The following is a 23,103-nucleotide window of genomic DNA, read 5'->3' on the forward strand; positions in this document are numbered from 1 at the left end:
CAGGTGTCAGTCGAAATGTATTCCGCCGTTCACTTCCACGACTTCCCCCGTGATGAAGCTCGCCGCCCCGCTGGCTAGGAAGATAGCGACCTTCGCGATTTCGTCTGGCCTTGCCAGTCGCCTGAGCGGAGTACGCGTTGACACAGCTTCGATGAACTCCGGCGACCAACCGATCGAGAAATCTGACAGCGTTAGCCCGGGACATACCGCATTGACTCGAATCCCGCTGGGACCAAGACCAACGGCGAGCGTGCGAGCGAGAGCAATCACCCCCCCTTTGGAGGCGGCATAGGCTGGGCCACTTACCAGCGAGCCCATGCGGGCGGAATCGGAGGCCGTAAAGACGATGCTGCCGGATCGCTGCTCGCGCATTACCCGGGCGGCTGCTTGAGCCACCAGAAAGCTGCCGCGTAGATTGACGTTCTGCACGGCGTCGAAGGACTCTGATGTCGCATCGTCAAGCTGCTTCGAATCGAGAACACCGGCAAAGTGCAAGACGGCATCAATTCGTCCGAAAGCAGACTGGCAGCGCTCAATTGCAGATTTAACGTCTAAAGCCGAGGCCACGTCTCCCACCAGCGTTTTGGCCGACGACAGCTGCAGTTTTAGCTCGTCAAGCGCCGAGGCATTTCGATCGAATGCAACGACGTTTGCATCGGCTGCCGCCAACATATCGACGGCGGCTCGCCCCATTCCTCTGGCGGCCCCGGTAACAAGGAAAGTCTTTGCTTTTAGTTCGAGGTCCATGTGTCCGTTTTCCGTTCGAGGTTCATAGCTCAAGCCGTCAAACGTACATTCTTGAGTTCCGCAGTCGGGGTCTGGCGAGCTGGCGCAGGAGGACGCACAAAGTAAGGGAGCCGCGCGAGCCCTCCTGGAGCCACTATCAAGAACACCATAATGGCCGCACCAAAAATCAAGTTGTTCAGCTGAGGCGCGTTAAATCCAAGGAGACTAAGGTCGCCGCCGAACACATTTCGCAAGATCGGCGGTAAGACAGTCACGAATACCGCACCTAAGACCGCGCCCCGGACCAACCCGATCCCGCCGATGACGAGCATCGCCATGAGCATGACCGAAAAGTTTAGATCCCATGTCTCGGGAAGGGCGAAGCCGTACTGTGATCCATAGAGCGCGCCCGAAACACCGGCGATGAAAGAAGAAATCGAAAACGCTATGATTTTGCAGCGATTGACGTTAATCCCCGACGCTGCGGCCGCAGTTGGATTGTCGCGGATCGCTCGCAGCGCGCGCCCCGTTTTTGAATGCTTGAGACGTTTGACTGCTAGCGCCGTAAGCGCTGCGATCACCATACTGAGATAGTACAGCTTGGTGGTGCGAGAGAACGTCAATCCCGCGACAACTGTACTCGTCTCGAAAGAAAAGTTTCCGACGCTCGGGGCGGACAGTTGCACGCCCTGATTGCCGCCAGTGAGCCACGTCCAATTAATAAACAGATACTGCGCGGCGAAGACCAAGCCGATCGTGACGATCGCCAGATAGATTCCGCTGAGCCGAGTTGCGATCGGGGCAACCACGAGGCCGATCAGAGCGGCACAGCTACCGCTCAAGACCAGACCGAGACACAACGGCCATCCCTCCTTGTTACCAATCAGCAGCGCGAGGGGAAACGGTACTTCGCCGATAAGCAGATCAACATTTGTATGAACGCCTGGTCCCAGCGCACTCGCGACATAGGCGCCAATGCCGAGGAAAGCGGCGTGCCCCAACGAGATCAATCCGGTGAACCCGGTCAACACTTGCAACGAGATCGCAGCAATGGAGGCCACGGCGACAAAAGCGCCGACGGTTAACCACTGCTCATCGGCAATTGTGGGCCAGGCCAGGGCCAGTACCAGGCACAACAGGCAGACAATCTTCATAGAGTACCTTGTCGCCATCATACCCGCTCTCCAAGAGACGCACCAAACAAGCCCTGAGGGCGCAATAGCAAGATCAGGATCATCGCCACATAGCCGCTGACGATATAAAAGCCGCTTCCGAGAGATGGGATCAACGCCGGCTGATATCCCGCGATCATCACCTCCACAATCCCAATGATCAGCCCTCCCACGACCGCGCCGGGAAGACTCGTCATTCCGCCCAGCACCGCAGCGGGGAAAGCTCGAAACGCGACTTGAGCCGTCGCTGGTTGCAATCCGTACCCGGGCAAACTGCCCAGGAACATCACGGCAACGAGTCCCAGGGTCGCCGCGATCGCCCATGCAAGGGCATGTACACGTTGAGGGTCCACACCGAGCGTCTCTGCTACTTCGGGATCGGCCGCCACCGTTCGCATCGACAAGCCGATTTTGGATTTTGAGAAAAAGAGGGACAAGCCGAGAACGCACACAGCCGCCGCTGCAATCGCTCCAATTCGAATGTGATCGAGATGAACTCCGTGAATAACGACTTGTCCCTGCAGCGGTACGCCCATCGAGACCTGACCCACGCCAAACCAAGCCTCGCACATGGTCACAAGCACGATATAGAGACCCAACGTGATCATCAGCTTTGTATCCGCCGAGGATGCTGCCGCTCGCTCAAGTAGGACGTACTGAATGAACGTACTTGCCAAGATTATGCCGCCCAGGGCGACAAGAACGGCAAGGGCGAACGGCAATCCGAGAAAGCCCGCGCCCGCCAGAAAGATAAAGTATCCCGAGATCAGGACAATTGCTCCATGGGACAGATTGATGACGGCCGTAGACTTGAAGACTACGACGAAGCCAAGGGCTATCAAACCGTACAGGGAGCCGAGGGATAAACCGTAGAACACCAATTGACTGAGCTTGATCATATCTGAATTCCTAAGGCCCCGACGTCGGCTGACGACGTACCTAAATATGCTTGAATGACCTCTGGATTTGCGATCACCTCATCGGGCTCGCCGACAGCGATGACCTTCCCAAAGTCAAGAACCACGATGCGATCGGCCAAATCCGTGATGAGGCCCATGTTGTGTTCGATGATGAGCACCGTCAGACCAGTCTCTTGCCAAATCTGCACAATCAGCGCAGCGAGCTCGCGAGCTTCCATCGCGGTCATACCGGCAAATGGCTCGTCCAGAAGCAACAGACGCGGCTCGAGGGCCAGCGCTCGAGCCAGCTCGACACGCTTCTGGAACCCGTATGAAAGCAGATTTACTTCAGTATCGCGCAGACTGGAAATCCCGAGCCGATCGAGAAGTCGCTCGACCACTTCTTCGCTCTTCCGCTCATCCTTTGAGCCTGAGAGCGGAACAGGCAAAAAGCTCGCGAGAGCGCTTTCTTGGATTCGCAAATGTCTACCGACCATGACGTTCTCGTAAACCGTCATGCCCCCGAACAAGGCGAGGTTTTGGAACGTACGACTCAGCCCCAAGGCGGCTCTTTGATGAGGCTTCAGTTGAAATAGATCGACGCCATCCAACCTCACAGATCCTTCATTGGCACGGTAGGTGCCCGAGATCACATTGACCAAGGAAGACTTGCCAGCCCCATTAGGACCGATGAGCCCGAGGATGTGCCCCGGAGCAATCTCGAAAGAGACCGCGGACAGGGCAGCCACGCCGCCAAATCGAACAGAGACTGAGTCTACGACCAAACGAGGAATTGTCATCGGGCTAAACCACCCCTAACCGGCGACGGACAGGAGGTAACTTATCTGGCTGCCCGACGTAGAATGTTTTCATGAACTCCTGCGACCTGAAAATCGTCGCCTCGCCTTCAGCGACGATCGCTCCGTGCTGCATGACGTAGGCTCGGTCGGCCAGGTCCAGTGCTAAGTGTGCATTCTGTTCAACAAGCAGAACTGTTCTGCCGGATTTCCTGATGGTCTGCATGACGTCCGCAATATGGCGGATCATAACGGGCGCCAATCCTAGACTGGGCTCATCCAAAAGCAGAATTTTCGGCTCGCTTACAAGCGCTCGAGCAATCGCAAGAAGTTGCTGCTCACCGCCGGACAACAATCCAGCCGGCTGATGCTTTCGATGGAATAGAATTGGAAGATCCGCGTAGATCTTTCTAATGCGATCGCCGAGTTGATCGCGCGCGACCGATAGACCTCCGGCGAGGAGGTTCTCCTCCACCGTAAAGTCTTTAAGTATGCGACGTCCTTCAAAGGTTTGCGCGACGCCGAGCTCCGCCCGCTTGTATCCCGGCAGGCTCTGCAAATCCTTGTCGAATGCCACCGCCCGGCCCGCTGTTATGCGTCCGTTGTGATGTGACAGTAAACCTGACAGAGCGCGCAGAAGGGTCGTCTTGCCGGCGCCGTTTGCGCCTAGAAGCGCAACAAACTCCCCCTCGCGAACCGACAATGTGGCGTCGCGGACCGCTTGTACCCCTGACCCATAGGTCACAGCAAGATGCTCGATGGTCAACACCACCATTCGTTGCCCTCTCTCCGCCCATTTTCTTTTCTTGAGCAATGCTTGAAATTTCCGCGCGGTTATACGAGCCCGGCTCCTTCAAGTCTTGCTATAACAGCTATTCGCGCGACTGGACGCCGGCCGGGCGGCGCTTCTCATTGAGGCATTGCTCGAGAAAGAATTCGAGTTCGGGCACGCGAAGATTCATCGGAGAAGAGCCAACGAATTCTTGCCTTGTTGACGTCAGGCGAGGGGCGGCTCGCTCGTCAGAGATGTAATCTCTCTGAGAAGGATGAGGCAGGAAGACCACATTCGCCGGCGGGCGCAGACCTAAATGGGCCCGGCTCCAGGTATCGCGGCAGGAGCATGCGAACCTGAAAGGCGTCGTGACCAGAAGCTCGGTTCGGTGTCTCAATCGAGCGCAGGTTCGGGGGAGCTAGCCTGCGCCCATCGGAGTTCGCAGCAAGCTTCATCCAGGACAACTCCTCATGGGCGCCGATTTCACACTCCAAGCCTTATCGACAACGCCGACAACGAGTGTCCGATCGCTGTCAACAGTAGGTCACGCACTCCAATCCAACTCGGCCGTTCCGAAGTGGCGTCGAAAGGCTACGGGGGCGGCCTGCATGTTCGCCACAAATTCGAGCCGGCTCTCGTGTCCACAAGCACCGCGCGAAATTGAGCAGCCATTCCGCCTATCGAGACAGGCCGATGTCGTCGAATTTGGAGTTGCGCCCTTTGTTTGATAGCGTGCCGTCCGGGCCTGTCGTTCTACGACGCGGGTGCTAAAATGCTTGCGATTTTCCTGGCGCTGTCTGCGCAATTCGCACCTTGAGGCCTTCCATGTCGGTCCCTCGCTTGTCTCGTACCGATCTGAATTTGCGCCCGCTATATTACTTTTTGAAAGTAGTGGAATTGGGGAGCTTCTCAAAAGCGGCCGCGGCACTGGCCACCAGTCAATCCGTGCTCAGCAGGGAAATTCGACAACTCGAGGAGCAATACGGATTACCCCTCTTGCACCGCAACGGCCGTGGAGTTACGCCGACTTCTCAGGGTTCTTTGCTATTTTCAGCTTCGGCCAATGCGCTTGAACACATCGTACGGGCTCGCGATAGCCTGGCCGCAACCCGCAACACGCTGGAAGGTGAGATCATTTTAGCGGTCCCTCCCCTTTTTGGCGAAGCCCTACTATTTGGCTTGATTCAATCATTGGGCGCATCAGAGCCGGGCATCAAGCTTACGTTCGTCGAAGGCCATTCGATGGACATCAGCGAATGGCTGGCGAACGGAAAGGTCAATCTTGCTGTCGTCTACAACCCGCCGAGGATTAGCACTCTTCTTGCGCATCATTTCTGGGATGAACGCATTCATCTTGTGGGGCCGAGCGATGATGCTTTCGCGCCATCTGGCTCGGAAGTATCGTTGCCCAAGATAGCGACCCTTCCCTTTATCATCGCTCCGCGACCTAATCGCCTGCGAACACTCATTGACGACGCAATGAATGGTCTTGGTGCAGGTCTCAAGATTTGTGCCGAGATAGACGGACCAAGCACGATCCTTGAATTGGTCTCCCACGGCAAGGGATACACGATCTTTCCTGAAAGCATGCTACACAGCGCACTGGCGAGGACGCGATTGTCAGCATGGCCGATCAAAGATCCTCGATTGAAGTCCAGATTATGTTTGGTCAACTCAATGAACCGTCCGCTGACGTCCGTGGCCAAACGCGTCATCGAAGAAGTGAAGGCGAGGCTGAAGAGGAAAAGGGGCGTGGGAACGTCCCTGCAATCGTCAAAGACCGAGCTGACGAAGCCTCGCGCGGCGTCAAAGCCAGTTGGAAACGCGAAGTCCCGGCCTAGAAAGATAGTATAGCAGGAAGATTGTCACAGAAGCTGAGAGCATAGCGCACTGTCAGAAGCCCGCAGCTTAGCCTCAACTCGCACCAGGTGGGCTTGCATCTATCTTGGTGAAATCAGACCGGTGGCCGCGAGACACGTTGAGTCATTGAATAGGTCCTCAGTCGAATATCTCGCGGTAGATCGCCTGTATCTCGTCGAGGCTCGGTACCCGCGGATTATTGGCCGGAGAACCCGAATCTACGGCTTGCTGAGCCATAGTTGGAATGAGGCCGTACCACGCCTCCCGATTGATACCGTACTTTGCGGGGCTTGGCACGCCTAGGTCTCTGTTGAGCGCCTGCAGTTCGCTAAGCAGAGCATCGACAGCGCTGCCGTCGGCGTGTGCACCGGAAGCAAGCTGCATAGCACGCGCGCAATCCGCGTATCGGCTCATAGCGCTCGGCGCGGAGAACGCGGTTACACGTGGCAGCAGCATTGCGTTCGATAGCCCATGTGGAACATGAAAGTGAGCTCCAATTGGACGACTCATCCCGTGGATCAACGCTACGGAAGAATTTGAAAACGCGATCCCGGCTTGAGTCGCACCAAGCATTAGCGACTGACGTGCCATACGATTGGAGGGATCAAGATAAGCCGTTCGGAGATGAGGACAAATCGCTTGCATTGCCAAGCGAGCAAGACCGTCTGAAAATGGATTTGCGCGACGGCTGACGTAAGCCTCGATTGCGTGAGTTAGTGCATCAATGCCGGTGTCTGCCGTAAGCCGTGCAGGCTTCGACATCGTGAGTTCATAGTCGACTATTGCAGCTATCGGAAGAAATGCTGCACCTACGCAGAGCATCTTCTCCTGCGTATCGTCATCGGTGATGACCGTAAAGCGAGTTGCCTCCGATCCTGTGCCTGCCGTGGTGGGTATCGCCAAAATCGGCAGGCCAGGTTCCTCCTGAAGATGCGGTGCCTTGAAGTTTCGTAAGGGGCCTCCGAAGCTAGAAAGGACTGATATTGCCTTAGCCGTGTCTATCGGACTGCCACCGCCAAATCCAATGACGCAGTCATGCTTGTCAGCTTTAAGGAAGGCGACGCCCTGATCCACAAGGCCTGCCGTCGGATCCGGTTGTACATCTGAGAAAACACGAGGCGTGGCCAAGCCGGCAGAGCGAAGCGCACCAAAAAGCCGGTCCAGCAGGCCATGCTCCACAATGAAGCGGTCAGTTACGATCAATGGACGCGACAACCCCAGTCGAACTAACAGCGCGCCCAATTGATTGAGCGAGCCGCCGCCGACTAGTATCTCACGTGGAAAGAGAACAGAAGAAATCATGAGAATACCTTAGCGACCCGAGAACGAGGGCGTCCGCTTCTCGAGAAATGCCGACATGCCCTCCTTTTGCCCCTGCGTTGCGAAAGCGGCCTGAAAGAGGCGGCGTTCATGACGAAGCCCCTCAGCGAGAGCGGTCTCTTCAGCCCGATTTACAGCTTCTTTCGCCATCATCACCGCGGGAAGACTGTATCCTGCGATTATAGCTGCAGCATCCAGTGCGGTAGCGAGCAGATCGAGGTCGGGAACGACCCGCGCAACAAGCCCTGCGGAGCGCGCCTCCGCGGCGGAGATCAAACGACCAGTGAGAATCATGTCCATCGCAAGCGATCTTCCGACAAGCCTTGTAAGTCGCTGAGAACCACCAATTCCAGGCAGAACTCCGAGTTTGATCTCGGGTTGGCCGAACTTGGCGCTCTCGCCAGCAATGATGAAGTCACAAATCATGGCAAGCTCACATCCGCCACCGAGCGCTAATCCACTGACGGCAGCTATGAGTGGCTTCCTAATCGTCGTCAGTTGATCCCAAGCTCCAAAGCAGTCGTCGTTGAAAAGGTCAGCGAACGATTTGCTCTGCATTTCCTTTATATCGGCCCCCGCCGCGAACGCCTTTTGGGAGCCAGCCACAACAATAGCGCCAACTTCCGGATCAGCATCAAAACTCTGAGTCGCCCGCAAAACCTCCAGAGAAAGCGCTCTGTTGAGTGCATTGAACTGCTTCGGCCGATTTAAGATGATCAGACCGGCATTCGCTCGCCGCTCTACTAGGATGCTTTGGTATTCGACCGGCGAGTGCGCGTTTGGTGAATGCATTGAGCCTCTCTATGCAGGCCAAGCCTTGGCGCGGCCGCGATTTCCCAATACATAGAACTAATATGATATTTGTCAAACGAATAGGCAAACTAGCGTTTTTGTCAATCAAATACTTGAAAGGCCTATTTGTATTGTTTGGCAACTGTCAGACGATTATGGTCGTACTGGTTGGAAGGAGCCAGCTTGTTCATGAAGGTTCAACGTAGATCGACGGGCCTGGAATTCGGCGAAGTTGTCACGACGAGTGCCGCCAAACAGATTGCAGAGAGCGTCCGAAGTGCCATTTTGGAAGGCCGCCTAAAGGTCGACGAACGGCTGCCCTCGGAAGAAGAACTTGCATCTCGCTTCAAGGTGTCACGTCCGACGATCCGCGAAGCCCTCAAGCGGCTTGCTGCACAACACCTCATTCGATCCAGACGAGGACCGACAGGAGGGAACTTCGTCACCGCGCCGACTACCGTCGATGCAGCATTTTCTTTGGCTAACATGACCACGTTGATGGTGGCTGTGGGCCACATTAGTCTAGATGATATGGCAACGGCACGGCTGGAACTCGAGTCGGTTTGCTGTCGCTTGGCCTGCCAACACCGCAATCAGGCTGACATCGACGCGATGAACATTGAAATTGATTTGCAGAAGAGAACCTCCTTAACGGATGAAGAGTTCTGCTCCGCGGACGTCCGGTTTCACCGTGCGCTTGTCAATGCGGGCGGAAATACCGTGATGAAGTTTATCATGCATTCGGTTGTAGAGGCGCTTCAGCCGATCAGCAATATGGTGATCTATCGCGTACGCGAGCGGCAAGCGATTGTTTCCTATCACAAACGGATACTTGCTGCGGTCCAGTCGCGTGACGAAGAGGCAGCAGCGAAGGCATTGGCCGATCTCGTCGCCTACACTCAGGAATCCTACCGCGAATCGTTCGCCAGAAGAACAGCTTGAACAAAACGGCGGGTCCATTCCCGTGAGCCAAAAGGAAGGGCCCGCCGCCGCGGAACCTACGGTTAGGCAGTCGCGCCCTGGCCCGGAGCGGAAGCATTCACCAGACAGGCCATGTTGCCGAATGGATGTTTGTTCTCTCGCATCAATTGGTGCGCCACACCGATTTCATTGAAAGAGAATGTTCGAGAAAGGCACGGATCGATCTCGCGGGCGCGCACCAAATCATTTACTTCCCTAGCCTGCTCGGTATTGCAAACATGCGATCCTTGGAACCGTTTTTGCCGCATCCAATGGTGGCGGACATCGAGTGTCGCATTATAGCCCGTAGTTCCTGCACAAATGACCACCATTCCACCTGTCGAACAAACGAAATTCGAGGTTGGCAGGGTCGCTTCGGCTGGATGCTCAAAGACGATACGGGGATTCGTTCGGCTACCAGCGGCATCCCAAATCGCCTTACCGAAAGCGCGAACTCCATTTAGCCATCGCCCATAAGAATCGGCGTCGTTTGTATCCGGCAACTGGCCCCAATGATCGAACTTCGTCCTGTCGATAACCCCGACTGCACCCAGATTGAGACAAAAATCACGTTTTTCGTTACCCGAGATCACCGCAACAGGCTTCGCCCCCTTAACGCGACAAATTTGAATTGCCATCGAACCGAGACCGCCAGCAGCTCCCCAAACGAGAACAACGTCATCCTTTTCTACCGTATGAGGCGACCAGCCCATAAGCATCCTGTAAGCGGTAGACGCGCACAACAGATAGCATCCGGAAGCTTCCCAAGTCAGGTGCTTCGGCCGCGGCAAACACTGATGCGCTTTGGCCACCGAAAATTGAGCGAAGCTGCCATAGTTTGTTTGGTATCCCCAAACGCGAGCAGTTTCAGCCAACATTGGATCTCTTCCGGACGTGACCCACGGATCGTCCGATGGCCACCAACCAGAATGAACAACGACTTCGTCCCCGGGTTTCACATTCTTCACGTTCTGCCCGACTGCCCAGACAATCCCCGAGCAATCCGAACCGCCAACGTGGAAATCCTCCACGTGTCCCAATGACTTCTGCCGCTCAGCAATGACGTCAACAGGCATACCTAAGGCAGCCCAAACGTTGTTGTAATTGATGCCGGTCGCCATCACGTAAATCAGGACTTCATCTGGTCCGATCTGCGGCGTGTTAACGACCTCTCGCTGCAAAGAACGGAGCGGCTCCCCGTAACGGGACTGGCGGGTCGCAAATGCGTGCATGCGTGCTGGGACCGCGCCAAGGGGCGGTGATTCGCCAAGATCGTAAAGGCTCTTCTCGGTGCGCACGTAGTCCATCTGGAACTCCTAGGTGTCTGGTGCCTACCGTTAGAGGTCCATTTATATATTTGTCAAGCAAATGATTGTACGATAAATAGCACCGTTCCACACTTCCGCGTTCGCGGAATAGTGGGGCGTTCCTCCCACACTGGCCAGGATCCATCGGATCCTGGCCCTTTTGGCGCCAACTCGAGTGTCCCGCGAACTAACCTGCTTGCGACTTCGGCTTCTCTATTTCTAACAAGCCGATAGAAAGACCAGCGTTTGTGCTATGCGAGGCTTAGCACTCGATGATCCCTCACCCGAGCCAGAATAACTCTGCCCATCATTGATAACGATCCCCAAATCCCACGCGCAGTGCTTTTCCAATGCACAAGATCTTCCAGCGGTTCATTGATGCGATCGAGAACGCGGAGGATACAACTGGCTTCTTCGACGCGATGGCAGTTACGGCAGCGGCACTGGATCTTACCTGCTTTGCCTATCTGGCTCTGTCACGAGGGAGCAGCGAACCACGACTAATCTCAACCTATCCCACACCGTGGACATCGCATTACCTAAAGAACAGCTACGAGCGCATCGATCCGGTGATTGTCCAAGCTCTTAATAGCCCAGAGCCGTTCAAGTGGGGAGGCAACACCACACGGTCTCACTCGATGGCAGAGCGCCAGCTGCTCGACGAGGCGTGCGAATTTGGAATTAGATTCGGTTTCACCGTCCCAGTTCATGACGGTCATGGCCCCATCGCGGCGTTGACGTTTGCCGGCGATCAGCAAAACGCGCCCTTCGAGCGCTGCGTCGATGTACACGGAAGTGTTCTGCAGCTCTTGGCTATGTACTTTCATGCTCACGTACGTCGAAAGCTCACGAGCGACCACAGTTTAGGACGGATTGGCTTATCCCCACGTGAATTCGAATGTTTGGTATGGGCTTCACGAGGAAAAAGCGCTTGGGAAATTGGACGAATCCTCAGTCTCTCGCGCAACACGGTGGCCTATTACCTGGAGAACGCGAAGAAGAAGCTCGGTGTTCGCACGATTGCGCAAGCGGTGGCGCGTCTAGCCGCTGCTAACAAAACAAAGCAGAATTAGGACGCACTCCCCCTACAGCTACAGGTAATGACTGGGAGCAATAGTACCGCTTCAAAGGGATGATGAACATCTTTGGAGGGATCATGATTCAGCTGATCACACCGTCTTCGTATGGGGAGTTTTCGAGCACGCTCGTTGAGATTCACAGGCTGCGGCATCGTGTTTTCAAGTTACGCATGGCGTGGGACGTTCAGGCCAGCGGCGACATGGAGGTTGACGAGTTCGATGCACTTCACCCGACTTTCCTAGCTCAGTTATCGAATGATGGTCGGGTGCAAGGTTCCGTTCGCCTCCTACCCAGCCGCGGTCCGACGATGCTTCGCGACACCTTTCCAGCGCTTCTTGACGGGCAACCCGCACCAGCGAGTCCGCTCATCTGGGAAAGCAGCAGGTTCGCAATCGACGCGGCGCGAGATGCTGCGAAAGGAGATCGCGGTATCACGCGTGCTACCTACGAGCTATTTGCGGGAATGGTGGAGTTCGGGCTTTCACGGCAGCTCACTGATATCGTTACTGTTACGGACGTCCGAATGGAAAGAATCCTCCGGCGAGCCGGCTGGCCCCTGCGACGCATCGGCAGTCCTTCCACAATTGGCAACACTCTGGCCGTGGCGGGTTACCTCGCGATTTCCCACGATACTCTGGTCAGCCTTCGAAAAGCCGGCGGTTTTTCCGCGCCGGTCCTCTGGACGCCGGCACTCTTCGCGGCCGCCTAAACGAATCCCTGTCAACAAATGAGATCGGTGTCCTCGCCCAGAGCGGGACATCGTGTCCTACAGTTGCTACCGAGCTACGATGATGACGGAAACTGACATTAGGAACGATCGATTTAACGCAGCGAGAGCTATTGACTTGCAACAGCTTCGGTTGGCGGTTGTCGCTTGTGACTACGGCAGCTTCCGGCGAGCCGCGGAAGCACTTTCGATCAAGCATACCGTGTTCAGCCGCTCCATCGGTCAGCTCGAATATCTCGTGGGCACTTCACTCTTTGAGCGCTCAACGGGAGGAATCAAGCCAACTCTGGCCGGCCGGGCAGTTCTACGAATTGCGCGACTTATTCTGGAACAGGTCGATACTCTTGTCGACGCGGGACGGTCCAGTGGTCGCGGCGACTCAGGTCACCTTGCGCTAGGCTTTTGCACATCGATTTCAACCGGGAATTTGCGCGCCACCTTAGGAGAGTTTAGGAAGCGCTTCCCGCAGATCGAATTGGCAACGATGGAGCGCTCTCGCATTCGTCTGATGAGCGCCCTTCGCAGCGGGACCCTCGATGTGGTTGTCAGCCCCGGACGTCTGGTTACAAAGGACACCAAAGCACAAACGCTTTGGAGCGAACGCATCCTGGTCTCGCTGCCTCAGGATCACCGCCTGGCTGGACGCGACATTGTCTACTGGACCGACCTGCGCAAGGAAACGATTCTCTTAAGCCAATATGATCCTGGAAGAGAGCTTGAGGAGCTCCTGATCTCGAAGCTCGTACTGCCAGAGGACCGTCCCAGAATCGAACGCCACGATGTTAGCCGGGGCATCATCAAGAGCCTGATAAGCATGGGCATGGGACTCAGCCTCGTGATGGAGTCGGACATTGGAGCAAGCTTTGCCGGCCTTGTGTATCGAGAACTACAGGACGGCACGGGGCCATGCCGGTTGGACTTCCACGCGCATTGGCGCGAAGACAATGATAATCCGGTTCTGAAGCGCTTTCTTAGCCTCTTGGCAGAACGCTATCCCTCACCTCCGCCTGGTCCAGAGGAATGATTGGTTCGTCGCGCCTTTGCAAAGCCGCGGTCGGTGGCCATAAAGCGCGCCAGCATTGGCGGGATCAGCTTCGCCGGCTCGATGCGCTGCCCACTTTCGCGTGCCAAAGCATCCGCATAGGCGACGAGATCCCGATGCACTGACGCTGGGAGCTCAATGGTGACCTTGACCGGCTTGTCATCAGGCAGTGCGCCTATTCTCAGCTTGGACATCCCTATCCTCCGTAAGGCGCTAGTATGAGATCACGATTGACGAGAACACGAACCGGAAAACCAGGTCGTACGGTCAAAGTGGGCTGGATGTTGAGACTGCGCCGAACTACCTGCTGTCCGGTCTGGTTCAGAGAGTCCGAGGCACCGTGCCGCAATGCTTGGATGATGGCGCTATCGTTGCTGTTGGTGTCGGAGCCGGCACCGAGTTCCGTCCCGACGGCCAAAAATGTCGACAGTGCCGCAGCCTTGAACAGTTCGCCCCAGTGATTGTCGACCTGGTCTTCCAGGCCCGCATACCCAGCGGTATCAGCGCCAGGCTGCCGCTCAAGAACGATTGAACGTCCATTCGGCATGATCAGTCGTGTCCAGACGAGCAGGACACGAGACTGGCCGAACGTGACCTGGCTATCGTAAATACCGATCAGGCGCGCCCCCTGAGGCACAAGAAGAAAGCGGCCGGTCGGCGAGTCGAACACATTCTCGGTGACCTGCGCGGTGACTTGCCCTGGCAGGTCCGAACGGATCCCAGTTATCAGCGCTCCAGGAATCACCGTTCCAGCTTGCACGATGTAGGGTGAAGCGGGCTTGGTGACGCGGTCAGGGCTTACCGTGCGACGGTCCACAGAAGCGCTTACGAACGCAAGGTTGCGGTCCTGAGCGTTTTGCGCAGATCCATCGCCGCCGGTGCTCGTTGCGCCCGACGGCGCGGTGCGCTCGCTTCCAACAGCCACAGCGGCGGACGGGCGCATTTCTCGTCCATTGGTCGAAGCGAACAGATGGCTGATGCGGGCTGCTTCGGTCTCTTGATTCCGCCGCTGCTGGTCCGCATCAACGCCGTTCGTCGGCAACTGGCCTTGAGCGGCAAGGATCGGTCGGCCGAGGTCGCCGGGAAGCGGCGGACCTAGCTGCGGAACTGCCTGGCGCGGAACGCCAGCATAGTCCTTCGGCAGCGTCGTGATGCCATCGGCAACATTGTGATGGTCGGTACTGTAAAGCTCATCGGCCGCCTGATTACGGGAGCGATTGTTCTGCAGCGACCACAGCACTGCTCCGCCGATGACAAGCAGGGCAGCCGCGCTCCCGCCGGCCAGGACCTTCCGCGACAACCGTGTCACGCGCGGATGCTCCGCTCTCAAGCGGAAGCTTTCGGACTGCTCCCCTTGCGTCTCCGGCGGAACTGCTTGCTCGTGATCGTTTCCATTCCGGGTGTTCATGACGAAGGCCTCCCGTCGGTCCTGACAATACGGACCTTCTGCTGGTGCTCACCGCCGAGCCGGAGTTCGGCGGCTGCAAACAGCCGATCGACGATCAGCACGTTGCCGTAGGCGCGATAGTTGACGAGTTCGGTCTTGCCATGTGGACCGATGACGAAGAGCGGAGGCATCTCGCCCTGCACAATACCTTGCGGGAATTCAACATAGACCTTTCGGCCGTCGTCATATGCAGCAAGCGGCCGCCAGGGAGGACTATCCCCTTCGATGGCATAGCGGGACATGCGCTGCGTCGGGTCCGGAAGAATGGGCTTCAGAGCGACCGAACGCGACTGTTCGCGCGCTGTTTCCGAATAGTACCAGGCAACAGATGGCATGTATGGCCGCTCGCGGGAGCGGAGCTCAATCAGGTAGGTACGCCGATCGGTATTGACGATAAGATTGGTCTCGATCGACGCGCGCGTCGGCTTGACCAGGATATGGACGCGGCGCGTGTCGCCGTTCCCGCTTTCGGTATCGCCCACGACCCATCGTACGGTATCTCCGGCCGCGATCGGCCCCGATCCCGTCAACTGCTCTCCTTCCTCGAGTGCGATATCCGTGATCTGTCCGGGTGCGGCATAAACCTGATAGAGCGCACCGGGGCTGTAAGCGTAGATCTGCGCCGCATTGAAATACCCGCGTTTGCGCGGCTCGACCCTGGCGGCACTGTTAGCCGTCTCAACCCGGCTCACGGGTTCGGGCTCTTCCTTCCCGGCCGATTTGCCGCCGAGAGTTGGCTTCCAGAGCGGTGGAACGTGAAGCGGCCGCGACCTGTCGTCCAGCGCCGCTGGAGCCGCTGGCAGCGGCGGGACCTTCGCGTCATAGCTGATCTCCGGCGGTACGTAGGTCGCGCAGCCGCCGAGCGCCGACGAACCAAGCAGGAGACCAAACAGAGCCGCTCGCTTCGAGTTGGCGCACCCCGACCAAGCCCGATTGAGCCTGCTTTGCTGAAAGGAACGTTTCGAATGAACGTCAGACGGCGTCTTGGTCACTGACTCAACTCCTTTGACCAGTTAATGGCCCGGACGTAGACGCCAAGGGGATTCTTGCGCAGGCGCTCGGCATCGCGGGGTGTCTCGATCACGATCGAGAGAATGGCAGTCCAGCGCTCAGTCGAGCTCAACGCGCCGTTGTCGTAGACGCGCTGGGTCCACGCGACGCGAAAGCTCTCTGACGACGCGCGAATGACGCTCGAGACGTCGACGGAAATTTGCAACTTGCCCAGCTTGGCAAAGGGGTCGTTGTTGCGCGCGTAATCGTTGAGCGCAGCGGCGCCGCGATCGGTCGTGAAATCATAGGCCCGGAGCCAGTTTTGACGCAGAACGATGCCGTCGGCTGGTAGGCCTCTGACATCCTCGATAAAGCGCGCCAGATGGTAGGCGATCTGCGCATCAGTCGGTTGATAGTCAATGTTGGCCGGCGCGACCCTTTGGGCCTGGCCGAGATGGTCCACTTCAACCACCCACGGCGTGATCGAGCCTTGGCTCGATTGCCAGACAAGGCCACAAGCGAGTCCGGCTGACAGCATTAAGCAACCGAACGCCATCAGGCGCCAGTTCTTGGCCTGCACGCGGGCAGATCCGATGCGCTCGTCCCAAACCTGCGCTGCCTTTTGATAAGGCGTGATCGGCTCGGGCATGCGCCCGTAGTGTACTGATGGTCGTTTGAACATCGATAGTTGTCCCTGAGATCAAGTGATCGTTTTCGAGTCGTGCGGTGTCCGCCTTTCAGTAACCCGCGCAGCGGGCGGCGAAGCTGCAATGGCTGCGTCAGCGCTCTCCTTCAGACAAATCGACGGAAGAGCCGCTGCCACCGTAATCGCCTGAGCGGACCGCGTGGCCGGCTGCCGACGCACCGTGCCGAATAGTCTCGGCGCGCTTCATGCGCCGAGCCCAATCGGGCTGCCCTTCGGCTGAAGTGCTCGCGGCCTGCGCGCCGGCGTTCTCACCTCCGCCGAGCGAAGCCGCTGCACGACGCAACGGGCTCATCGCAGCGGAAGCACCGGCCTCCGCGACGCCGCCAAGGCCGCCGCTCCGGTAGGCGGCGGATGCTCCGCTCATGGCAGCGCTGCCACTACGCGCGGCGCCCGCAATCGCGCCGCCAGCGAGACCAGCACCGCCAGCGGCAAGACCCGCGCCTGCCGCAACAATGCCACCGGCTGCAAGGCCTGTTCCAACCGTGGCACCGGCACCGAGCTGCGGTCCGCCTGACACAAGGCCGTTTGCGATACCCGGACCGAAGATACCGAGACCCAGCAAAGAGAGCGCCGCGAGCACCAGCGTCATCGCATCTTCAATGGTCGGCTGTGCGCCGCCGAAGCCAGTGGTGAACTGCGAGAACAGGGTCGAGCCGATGCCGACGATGACGGCAAGGACTAGGACCTTGATCCCTGAAGAAATGACGTTGCCCAACACCCGCTCGGCCGCGAAGGCGGTCTTGCCAAGCAGGCCAAATGGGATGAGCACAAAGCCGGCCAGCGTGGTGAGCTTGAACTCGATCAGTGTAACGAAGAGCTGGATCGCCAGAATGAAGAAGGCAAGCAGCACCACGATCCAAGCGAACAGAAGGACGACAATCTGGACGAAATTCTCGAAGAAGCTGATGTAGCCCATCAGGTTGGAGATCGAATCGAGCAGCGGTCGGCCGGCGTCGAGACCGACTTGGGCGATCTTTCCAGGTCTCAGGAAATCGGATGCGGACAGGCTTGCGCCCGATGCTTTCAGCCCGAGGCCGGCAAAGCTCTCGAAGACGATGCGCGCCAGGCTGTTCCAGTTGCCGATGAGGTAGGCGAAGACCCCCACGAAGAGCGTCTTCTTGACGAGGCGCGCGATGATGTCTTCGTCTGGCCCCCAACTCCAGAACAACGCGGCGAGCGTAATGTCGACCGCGGCAAGGGTCGTTGCGAGGTATCCGACATCGCTACCGAGCAGCCCAAAACCGTTGTCGATATATCGCGTGAACGTTTCCAGAAACTGGTCAATGATCCCCGTACCCGTCATGGCTTGCTCGCCTCAGGCGCCGCCAGGTTCGGATATCCCTGCGGAATCCGGCTTTGGTCCTTTGGAGCGAGCGCAACGCCTCCTGCGGAATCGTCATGGCCAGGAGCTGCGGCACTACCTATCTTGCCGAAGAAGCGACGACGGTTTTCGTCCCAAACGCGCTTGCAATGCCGATAATCCGCTGTTTCCACCGGAGTGACACCGCGGCAGCGTGCGAGATCGGAGGCGGCTGCATCGGTCGTCTGCTCCGCCTTCGGTGCCGGCGGAGATTCGTTCCCGCCACGCAGCTGAATCGTGCAGGCAGCGACGGCCACCAGGCCGATTGTCGTAAGCAGCGACAGCGCCTTGAATGCCTTTACGTCGGTCATTAGTGGAACATCTGTACGTTGGAGGATTGATAGCCCTGTCCTGGCATCAGGAACCGCCGAAGCTGCTCTCGTCCTTGATCCTGGGCCGAGGCGCGCTGAGCGGCTTCAAGGCTCTGCGCCCTGCCCTGCGCCGTCATGACAGCGGTGAGGTCGGCGAGCTGCTGCGCGTTCAACGCAAGGATCTGGTTGCCGGCCTGAGTTGCCTGCAGGGCGCCACTGGCACTCTGGCTCGACGTTACGAGTGCGGACGTCTGGATGCGGTTAGTGTCGAGGTTGCCAACGATGCCCGCCTGGACGCGAAGCGCGTCTTGCGTTGCCGCGTAAGCATTTTGCCACCTCGACTGAGCGTTGGTGACCAGCAACTGGCTGGATTGGTTGCCAGCGGCCGGCGCGTAGCTCGTCGAGAAGGCATGATCGATCTGCTGCACGTCGTAGGCAATGCGCTGGGCCTGGGCCAGCAATTGCTGGGTCCGCTGGATCGATGATTGCAGTTGCTGCAGCGACGAATACGGCAGGTTTGTCAGGTTCTTCGCCTGGTTGATCAACATCTGCGCCTCGTTCTGCAACGAGGTGATCTGATTGTTGATCTGCTGGAGTTCCCGCGCGGCAGTCAGGACGTTCTGAACGTAGTTGGTGGGATCGAAGACGATCAGCGCCCGTGCGGGCACTGTGGCGCCAAGCAACAGCGCGAAGGCGGCCGTGGTCGCCAATAGGCCAAGGGGTCTCATAGCGATTTCTCCAGATTGGCGAGATTGGGGATGAGATCTGTCGCCCAGGCGACGCCACGGTGCTGGAGCCAGGCAGGCACGAAGCCGTCAGGTCCATGTTCGGCGATAAGTTGCGTGATGGCTGCCTGGTCTGTCTTGGAAGAGGCTGCGGTAAAGGCGAGTGCGACCTCACCAAGCCCAAGTTCGAACATCCGGTTGCCCCGACGCGACTGGCAATAGTAGTCGCGCTTTGGCGTTGCCCGGCTCAGAAGTTCGATTTGGCGATCGTTGAGTCCGAAGCGGCGGTAGATGGCGGTTATTTGCGGTTCGATCGCCCGTTCGTTCGGCAGCAACAGGCGCGTTGGGCAGCTTTCGATGATCGCTGGTGCTATCGTGGAGCCATCGATGTCAGAAAGCGACTGGGTGGCGAAGATGACCGACGCGTTCTTCTTCCGAAGCGTCTTCAGCCATTCCCGGAGTTGACCGGCGAAATCCTCGTCATCGAGCGCAAGCCAACCCTCATCGACAATCAAGAGTGTCGGCCGGCCATCGAGATGATCACCAATACGATGGAAGAGATACGCCAGCACGGCCGGCGCAGCACTCGTTCCGATCAAGCCTTCGGTCTCAAAGGCCTGGACCGACGCCTCGCCAAGACGCTCGAATTCTGCATCAAGCAAGCGCCCGGAAGGACCACCGAGGCAATATGGTTGCAAGGCGCGTTTCAGAGAGTTTGATTGGAGCAGGACTGAAAGACCCGTGAGGGTGCGCTCCTCCCTCGGCGCCGAAGCGAGAGATGTCAGCGCCGACCACAGATGATCCTTGACCTCCGGGGTGATCTCGACCTTTTCCCGTGCCAGGATCGCGCCGATCCATTCGGTCGCCCATCCGCGCTCGGAAGGATCATCAATCCAGGCCAGCGGCTGCAGGGCGACGGGTTGTTCACCTCCGTCTGACAATGCGCCACCGAGATCATGCCAATCACCGCCCATGGCGAGGGCGCCCGCCCGGATCGAACCGCCGAAGTCAAACGCGAAGACCTGTGAGTTCGGATAACGGCGGAATTGCAACGCCATCAGAGCCAGCAACACGGATTTGCCGGCGCCGGTCGGTCCCACCACGAGGGTATGACCGACATCGCCGACGTGGACTGAGAATCGGAACGGCGTTGAACCCTCGGTCTTGCCGAACAGCAGAGGCGGGCCTTTGAAGTGGAGGTCCCTCGCCTCGCCCGCCCACACGGCCGACATTGGAATCATGTGGGCGAGGTTAAGAGTCGAAATCGGAGGCTGCCGCACATTCGCATAGGCATGCCCGGGCAGACTGCCGAGCCAGGCTTCCACTGCGTTCACCGTCTCGATCATGCAGGTGAAATCGCGGCCCTGAATGACCTTCTCGACCAAGCGGAGTTTTTCATCGGCAGCGTTGGGATCGCGGTCCCAGACGGTAACGGTCGCCGTGACAAAAGCGTGTCCAATCTGGTCCGACCCCAGTTCCTGCAACGCCGCGTCGGCATCAAGCGCCTTGTTGTGGGCGTCGGTATCGAGCAGCGTCGACGCCTCGTTCGTCATGACCTCCTTGAGAATGGCGCCAATCGACTTTCGCTTGGCGAACCACTGCCGCCGAATCTTGGTCAGCAGCTTGGTGGCGTCGGTCTTGTCGAGCATGATCGCCCGGGTCGACCAACGATACGAGAATGGCAAGCGATTTAGATCGTCCAGGATCCCCGGGGTCGTGGCGCCCGGAAAGCCGATAATCGTCAGGACCCGAAGATTGGCAGAACCCAGCATCGGCTCAAGCCCGCCGGTCAGCGGCTGGTCGGCCAACAGCGCATCGATGTACATGGGAATCTCGGGCACCCGCACGCGATGACGCTTGGTCGAGATCGTCGAATGCAGATAAGTCAGCGTGTCCTGATCATCGAGCCAGGCGCATTCCGGCATGAACCCTTCAAGGAGGCCGAGCACGCGGTTGGTTTGGTCGACAAACCCGCGCAGCACCTCGCGCGCGTCGGCTCCAGCGGTACGATCACGACCCTCGTAAAGCAGTCGCTCTGCCCTCGCCGCTCCCTCCTCCGGAGGCAGATAGAGGAAGGTCAGGAAGTAGCTAGACTCGTAATGGGCACCCGCCTCTTCGAACTGAGCCCTGCGTTCCGCGTCGACCAGCGCGGACGCGACGTCCGGAAAGGAGTTAGGCGGATACGCCCCCGCAAAGTGACGCTGCGCCTCAACGAACACGGCCCAGCCTGATCCCAGGCGGCGCAAAGCGTTGTTCAGACGACCGGCGACGGCGACAAGTTCAGCCGGTACCGCGCTATCAAGGTCAGGTCCCCGGAATTTTGCCGTCCGTTGGAACGAGCCATCCTTGTTGAGGATGATTCCTTCGTCGACCAGGGCTGCCCAAGGCAGAAAGTCGGCAAGACGAGCGTCGGAATGGCGATATTCGGCAAGGTTCATCATGACCGAAAACTCAGAGATTGAGATGACCGGGAATGCGCAGATGTCGGCGCACCACATCGACGAAGGCGGGATCGCGCTTGGCAGCCCAGACGGCGGCCATGTGGCCGATAAACCAGAGGACGAGACCCGCGATCCAGAGCCGCAATCCAAGTCCAAGGGCCGCGGCAAGCGTGCCGTTCACGATCGCGACGGACCGCGGCGCGCCGCCCATCAGAATCGGCTCGGTGAGCGCGCGGTGAACCGGCACGACAAATCCTGCGACCGGCTCGTCCATCAGATCACCACGCCGCCGCCGAAGGAGAAGAACGACAGGAAGAAGCTCGAGGCGGCAAACGCGATCGACAGACCGAACACGATCTGGATCAGCCTGCGGAAGCCGCCTGACGAGTCCCCGAACGCGAGCGTGAGCCCGGTCACCACGATGATGATGACGGCGATAATCTTGGCGACCGGACCTTCAACCGACTGCAAGATCTGATTGAGTGGCTGCTCCCACGGCATGTTCGAGCCGGCCGCCCATGCCGGTGCTGACGTCAAAAGAACCAGCCCGGACGTGGCCAGTGAAGCGGCCTCTCGACGAAAACGAAATTGCTGACGCATGTCAGTCTCCTGCTGATGAAAGGTTGTAGTCACCGGCGGCCCCGAGCCCGGTGACGATGGCGAGCTCAGCGAGGCGACGGTTACCGCCGCGCCCCGCAAGCACAGCAACGAGGTTGATGGTCTCCGCGATCAGGGCGCGCGGAACCGTGATGACGGCTTCCTGGATGAGTTGCTCGAGCCGCCGTAGCGCGCCGAGTGCGGTGCCCGCATGAATGGTGCCGATGCCGCCGGGATGGCCGGTGCCCCAGGCCTTGAGCAAATCGAGGGCTTCGGCACCGCGGACCTCGCCAATCGGGATGCGATCAGGTCGTAGGCGCAGCGAGGAGCGGACGAGGTCCGATAGTGTGGCCACGCCGTCTTTGGTCCGCAGCGCCACAAGATTGGGAGCCTTGCACTGAAGCTCGCGCGTGTCTTCGATCAGCACGACCCGATCGGAGCTCTTTGCCACCTCGGCCAGGAGCGCATTCGTCAATGTTGTCTTGCCGGTCGATGTCCCGCCGGCAACCAGAATGTTCTTCCGTGCGGCGACCGCGTTCTGCAGGATCTTGGCCTGCTCCGAGGTCATGATCCCCCTGCCGACGTAGTCGTCGAGCGTAAACACGGCGACAGCGGGCTTGCGGATCGCAAAGGCTGGTGCCGCAACGATCGGAGGCAACAGACCTTCGAAGCGCTCGCCGGTTCCAGGCAATTCGGCCGAGACCCGCGGCGAGCCGGCATGCACCTCCGCACCTACGTGGTGCGCTACCAGACGAACAATGCGCTCGCCGTCCGCCGCCGACAATGTTTCGCCTGTGTCGATCAGGCCACTCGACAACCGGTCGATCCACAACCGCCCATCCGGATTGAGCATCACCTCGATGATCGCTTCGTCTTCGAGGTAGCCGGCAATCGCAGAGCCAAGCGCGCTGCGCAGCATTCGCGCGCCTCGCGAACTCGCTTCCGATCGAATGGAATGGATTGCCACCGTTCGCCCCCACCGAATGAGGACGTCCAACGAGCGTCCTCATATGGGGATGATTAGAAAAGGCACCGATGGGCTTGGCGCAACAAGCGGCTTCAGTGATCGTAG

At 58.4% G+C, this 23,103-nt stretch carries 24 protein-coding genes; 5 read left to right on the forward strand and 19 right to left on the reverse strand.

Annotated features, from left to right (window positions below):
• Window positions 1–6 precede the first annotated feature (6 nt).
• Genes RAD15_RS06215 through RAD15_RS06235 form a run of 5 tightly spaced genes read right to left on the reverse strand, consistent with a single transcriptional unit; the run spans window position 7 to window position 4,369 of the window.
• Complete coding sequence (locus RAD15_RS06215) at window positions 7–747, reverse strand: SDR family NAD(P)-dependent oxidoreductase (RefSeq protein WP_458175467.1); 741 nt, start codon at window positions 745–747, stop codon at window positions 7–9.
• Window positions 748–776: 29 nt separating this feature from the next.
• Entirely contained in the window at window positions 777–1,880 is a 1,104-nt protein-coding gene (locus tag RAD15_RS06220) for a branched-chain amino acid ABC transporter permease (protein ID WP_458175469.1), read from the reverse strand.
• A 17-nt stretch (window positions 1,881–1,897) separates the two neighbouring features.
• Window positions 1,898–2,797 (reverse strand): branched-chain amino acid ABC transporter permease, encoded by a 900-nt coding sequence (locus RAD15_RS06225; RefSeq protein WP_458175471.1) that lies wholly within the window; start codon window positions 2,795–2,797, stop codon window positions 1,898–1,900.
• Complete coding sequence (locus RAD15_RS06230) at window positions 2,794–3,546, reverse strand: ABC transporter ATP-binding protein (protein WP_458175473.1); 753 nt, start codon at window positions 3,544–3,546, stop codon at window positions 2,794–2,796. Before RAD15_RS06230 ends, RAD15_RS06225 begins: the two co-directional genes overlap by 4 nt.
• Window positions 3,547–3,601: 55 nt before the next feature.
• Window positions 3,602–4,369, reverse strand: coding sequence for an ABC transporter ATP-binding protein (locus RAD15_RS06235; RefSeq protein WP_458175475.1), 768 nt, complete (start codon window positions 4,367–4,369; stop codon window positions 3,602–3,604).
• A gap of 822 nt (window positions 4,370–5,191) precedes the next feature.
• Between RAD15_RS06235 and RAD15_RS06240 the strand changes: the two genes are divergently transcribed.
• Entirely contained in the window at window positions 5,192–6,220 is a 1,029-nt protein-coding gene (locus RAD15_RS06240) for a LysR family transcriptional regulator (RefSeq protein ID WP_458175477.1), read from the forward strand.
• Between the two features lie 144 nt (window positions 6,221–6,364).
• Here the strand turns inward: RAD15_RS06240 and RAD15_RS06245 are convergent, their stop codons facing one another.
• On the reverse strand, window positions 6,365–7,528 hold the full coding sequence (locus tag RAD15_RS06245) for an iron-containing alcohol dehydrogenase (RefSeq protein ID WP_458175479.1): 1,164 nt from the start codon (window positions 7,526–7,528) through the stop codon (window positions 6,365–6,367).
• A 9-nt stretch (window positions 7,529–7,537) separates the two neighbouring features.
• Window positions 7,538–8,338, reverse strand: coding sequence for an enoyl-CoA hydratase-related protein (locus RAD15_RS06250; protein ID WP_458175481.1), 801 nt, complete (start codon window positions 8,336–8,338; stop codon window positions 7,538–7,540).
• Window positions 8,339–8,527: 189 nt separating this feature from the next.
• Between RAD15_RS06250 and RAD15_RS06255 the strand changes: the two genes are divergently transcribed.
• Entirely contained in the window at window positions 8,528–9,280 is a 753-nt protein-coding gene (locus RAD15_RS06255) for a FadR/GntR family transcriptional regulator (protein ID WP_458175483.1), read from the forward strand.
• A 62-nt stretch (window positions 9,281–9,342) separates the two neighbouring features.
• Here RAD15_RS06255 and ccrA read toward each other — a convergent pair whose 3' ends face one another.
• Window positions 9,343–10,605, reverse strand: coding sequence for a crotonyl-CoA carboxylase/reductase (ccrA, locus tag RAD15_RS06260; RefSeq protein ID WP_458175485.1), 1,263 nt, complete (start codon window positions 10,603–10,605; stop codon window positions 9,343–9,345).
• Window positions 10,606–10,955: 350 nt separating this feature from the next.
• On the opposite strand from ccrA, the gene RAD15_RS06265 reads away from it, so the two are divergent.
• The 3 genes from RAD15_RS06265 to RAD15_RS06275 all read left to right on the forward strand — a co-directional run bounded on the left by RAD15_RS06265 (window position 10,956) and on the right by RAD15_RS06275 (window position 13,436).
• Entirely contained in the window at window positions 10,956–11,678 is a 723-nt protein-coding gene (locus RAD15_RS06265) for a LuxR family transcriptional regulator (RefSeq protein ID WP_458175487.1), read from the forward strand.
• 83 nt (window positions 11,679–11,761) lie between these two features.
• Window positions 11,762–12,394 carry an acyl-homoserine-lactone synthase gene (locus tag RAD15_RS06270; RefSeq protein WP_458175489.1) on the forward strand — a complete coding sequence of 211 codons (633 nt, stop codon included), beginning with the start codon at window positions 11,762–11,764 and terminating at the stop codon, window positions 12,392–12,394.
• Window positions 12,395–12,476: 82 nt separating this feature from the next.
• Window positions 12,477–13,436 (forward strand): LysR family transcriptional regulator, encoded by a 960-nt coding sequence (locus tag RAD15_RS06275; protein WP_458175491.1) that lies wholly within the window; start codon window positions 12,477–12,479, stop codon window positions 13,434–13,436.
• On the opposite strand, the gene RAD15_RS06280 is transcribed toward RAD15_RS06275, so the two are convergent.
• The 11 genes from RAD15_RS06280 to trbB form a co-directional block, all read right to left on the reverse strand.
• Window positions 13,403–13,648, reverse strand: a complete 246-nt coding sequence (locus tag RAD15_RS06280; RefSeq protein WP_458175493.1) for a DUF2274 domain-containing protein — start codon at window positions 13,646–13,648, stop codon at window positions 13,403–13,405. The two genes, RAD15_RS06275 and RAD15_RS06280, sit on opposite strands and share 34 nt — an antisense overlap.
• 2 nt (window positions 13,649–13,650) lie before the next feature.
• Window positions 13,651–14,862, reverse strand: a complete 1,212-nt coding sequence (locus RAD15_RS06285) for a TrbI/VirB10 family protein (RefSeq protein WP_458175495.1) — start codon at window positions 14,860–14,862, stop codon at window positions 13,651–13,653.
• Window positions 14,859–15,893: a P-type conjugative transfer protein TrbG gene (trbG, locus tag RAD15_RS06290; protein ID WP_458175497.1), complete on the reverse strand. Its 1,035-nt coding sequence runs from the start codon at window positions 15,891–15,893 to the stop codon at window positions 14,859–14,861. Before trbG ends, RAD15_RS06285 begins: the two co-directional genes overlap by 4 nt.
• Window positions 15,890–16,573 carry a conjugal transfer protein TrbF gene (gene trbF, locus RAD15_RS06295; protein WP_458175499.1) on the reverse strand — a complete coding sequence of 228 codons (684 nt, stop codon included), beginning with the start codon at window positions 16,571–16,573 and terminating at the stop codon, window positions 15,890–15,892. Before trbF ends, trbG begins: the two co-directional genes overlap by 4 nt.
• Before the next feature lie 97 nt (window positions 16,574–16,670).
• Entirely contained in the window at window positions 16,671–17,900 is a 1,230-nt protein-coding gene (gene trbL, locus RAD15_RS06300; RefSeq protein WP_458175501.1) for a P-type conjugative transfer protein TrbL, read from the reverse strand.
• Window positions 17,897–18,268 (reverse strand): putative entry exclusion protein TrbK-alt, encoded by a 372-nt coding sequence (gene trbK-alt, locus RAD15_RS06305; protein ID WP_458175503.1) that lies wholly within the window; start codon window positions 18,266–18,268, stop codon window positions 17,897–17,899. Before trbK-alt ends, trbL begins: the two co-directional genes overlap by 4 nt.
• Complete coding sequence (gene trbJ, locus RAD15_RS06310; RefSeq protein WP_458175505.1) at window positions 18,268–18,996, reverse strand: P-type conjugative transfer protein TrbJ; 729 nt, start codon at window positions 18,994–18,996, stop codon at window positions 18,268–18,270. Before trbJ ends, trbK-alt begins: the two co-directional genes overlap by 1 nt.
• Window positions 18,993–21,434 (reverse strand): conjugal transfer protein TrbE, encoded by a 2,442-nt coding sequence (gene trbE, locus RAD15_RS06315; protein WP_458175507.1) that lies wholly within the window; start codon window positions 21,432–21,434, stop codon window positions 18,993–18,995. The genes trbJ and trbE overlap by 4 nt, the downstream gene beginning before the upstream one ends.
• Before the next feature lie 10 nt (window positions 21,435–21,444).
• Window positions 21,445–21,708, reverse strand: coding sequence for a VirB3 family type IV secretion system protein (locus tag RAD15_RS06320; protein ID WP_219685391.1), 264 nt, complete (start codon window positions 21,706–21,708; stop codon window positions 21,445–21,447).
• Window positions 21,708–22,034 (reverse strand): TrbC/VirB2 family protein, encoded by a 327-nt coding sequence (locus RAD15_RS06325; RefSeq protein WP_458175509.1) that lies wholly within the window; start codon window positions 22,032–22,034, stop codon window positions 21,708–21,710. The genes RAD15_RS06320 and RAD15_RS06325 overlap by 1 nt, the downstream gene beginning before the upstream one ends.
• A 1-nt stretch (window position 22,035) precedes the next feature.
• Window positions 22,036–22,950: a P-type conjugative transfer ATPase TrbB gene (gene trbB / locus RAD15_RS06330; RefSeq protein WP_458175511.1), complete on the reverse strand. Its 915-nt coding sequence runs from the start codon at window positions 22,948–22,950 to the stop codon at window positions 22,036–22,038.
• Window positions 22,951–23,103 lie beyond the last annotated feature (153 nt).

The organism is Bradyrhizobium sp. 14AA, from assembly GCF_054185205.1.

Excerpts from the sequence above, each read along its gene's own strand:
- RAD15_RS06215 (WP_458175467.1), bottom strand. The coding sequence starts at position 747 with ATGGACCTCGAACTAAAAGCAAAGACTTTCCTTGTTACCGGGGCCGCC.
- RAD15_RS06220 (WP_458175469.1), bottom strand. The coding sequence starts at position 1,880 with ATGAAGATTGTCTGCCTGTTGTGCCTGGTACTGGCCCTGGCCTGGCCC.
- RAD15_RS06225 (WP_458175471.1), bottom strand. The coding sequence starts at position 2,797 with ATGATCAAGCTCAGTCAATTGGTGTTCTACGGTTTATCCCTCGGCTCC.
- RAD15_RS06235 (WP_458175475.1), bottom strand. The coding sequence starts at position 4,369 with ATGGTGGTGTTGACCATCGAGCATCTTGCTGTGACCTATGGGTCAGGG.
- RAD15_RS06240 (WP_458175477.1), top strand. The coding sequence starts at position 5,192 with ATGTCGGTCCCTCGCTTGTCTCGTACCGATCTGAATTTGCGCCCGCTA.
- RAD15_RS06245 (WP_458175479.1), bottom strand. The coding sequence starts at position 7,528 with ATGATTTCTTCTGTTCTCTTTCCACGTGAGATACTAGTCGGCGGCGGC.
- RAD15_RS06250 (WP_458175481.1), bottom strand. The coding sequence starts at position 8,338 with ATGCATTCACCAAACGCGCACTCGCCGGTCGAATACCAAAGCATCCTA.
- RAD15_RS06255 (WP_458175483.1), top strand. The coding sequence starts at position 8,528 with ATGAAGGTTCAACGTAGATCGACGGGCCTGGAATTCGGCGAAGTTGTC.
- ccrA (WP_458175485.1), bottom strand. The coding sequence starts at position 10,605 with ATGGACTACGTGCGCACCGAGAAGAGCCTTTACGATCTTGGCGAATCA.
- RAD15_RS06265 (WP_458175487.1), top strand. The coding sequence starts at position 10,956 with ATGCACAAGATCTTCCAGCGGTTCATTGATGCGATCGAGAACGCGGAG.
- RAD15_RS06270 (WP_458175489.1), top strand. The coding sequence starts at position 11,762 with ATGATTCAGCTGATCACACCGTCTTCGTATGGGGAGTTTTCGAGCACG.
- RAD15_RS06275 (WP_458175491.1), top strand. The coding sequence starts at position 12,477 with ATGACGGAAACTGACATTAGGAACGATCGATTTAACGCAGCGAGAGCT.
- RAD15_RS06280 (WP_458175493.1), bottom strand. The coding sequence starts at position 13,648 with ATGTCCAAGCTGAGAATAGGCGCACTGCCTGATGACAAGCCGGTCAAG.
- RAD15_RS06285 (WP_458175495.1), bottom strand. The coding sequence starts at position 14,862 with ATGAACACCCGGAATGGAAACGATCACGAGCAAGCAGTTCCGCCGGAG.
- trbF (WP_458175499.1), bottom strand. The coding sequence starts at position 16,573 with ATGTTCAAACGACCATCAGTACACTACGGGCGCATGCCCGAGCCGATC.
- trbL (WP_458175501.1), bottom strand. The coding sequence starts at position 17,900 with ATGACGGGTACGGGGATCATTGACCAGTTTCTGGAAACGTTCACGCGA.
- trbK-alt (WP_458175503.1), bottom strand. The coding sequence starts at position 18,268 with ATGACCGACGTAAAGGCATTCAAGGCGCTGTCGCTGCTTACGACAATC.
- trbJ (WP_458175505.1), bottom strand. The coding sequence starts at position 18,996 with ATGAGACCCCTTGGCCTATTGGCGACCACGGCCGCCTTCGCGCTGTTG.
- trbE (WP_458175507.1), bottom strand. The coding sequence starts at position 21,434 with ATGATGAACCTTGCCGAATATCGCCATTCCGACGCTCGTCTTGCCGAC.
- RAD15_RS06320 (WP_219685391.1), bottom strand. The coding sequence starts at position 21,708 with ATGGACGAGCCGGTCGCAGGATTTGTCGTGCCGGTTCACCGCGCGCTC.
- RAD15_RS06325 (WP_458175509.1), bottom strand. The coding sequence starts at position 22,034 with ATGCGTCAGCAATTTCGTTTTCGTCGAGAGGCCGCTTCACTGGCCACG.
- trbB (WP_458175511.1), bottom strand. The coding sequence starts at position 22,950 with ATGCTGCGCAGCGCGCTTGGCTCTGCGATTGCCGGCTACCTCGAAGAC.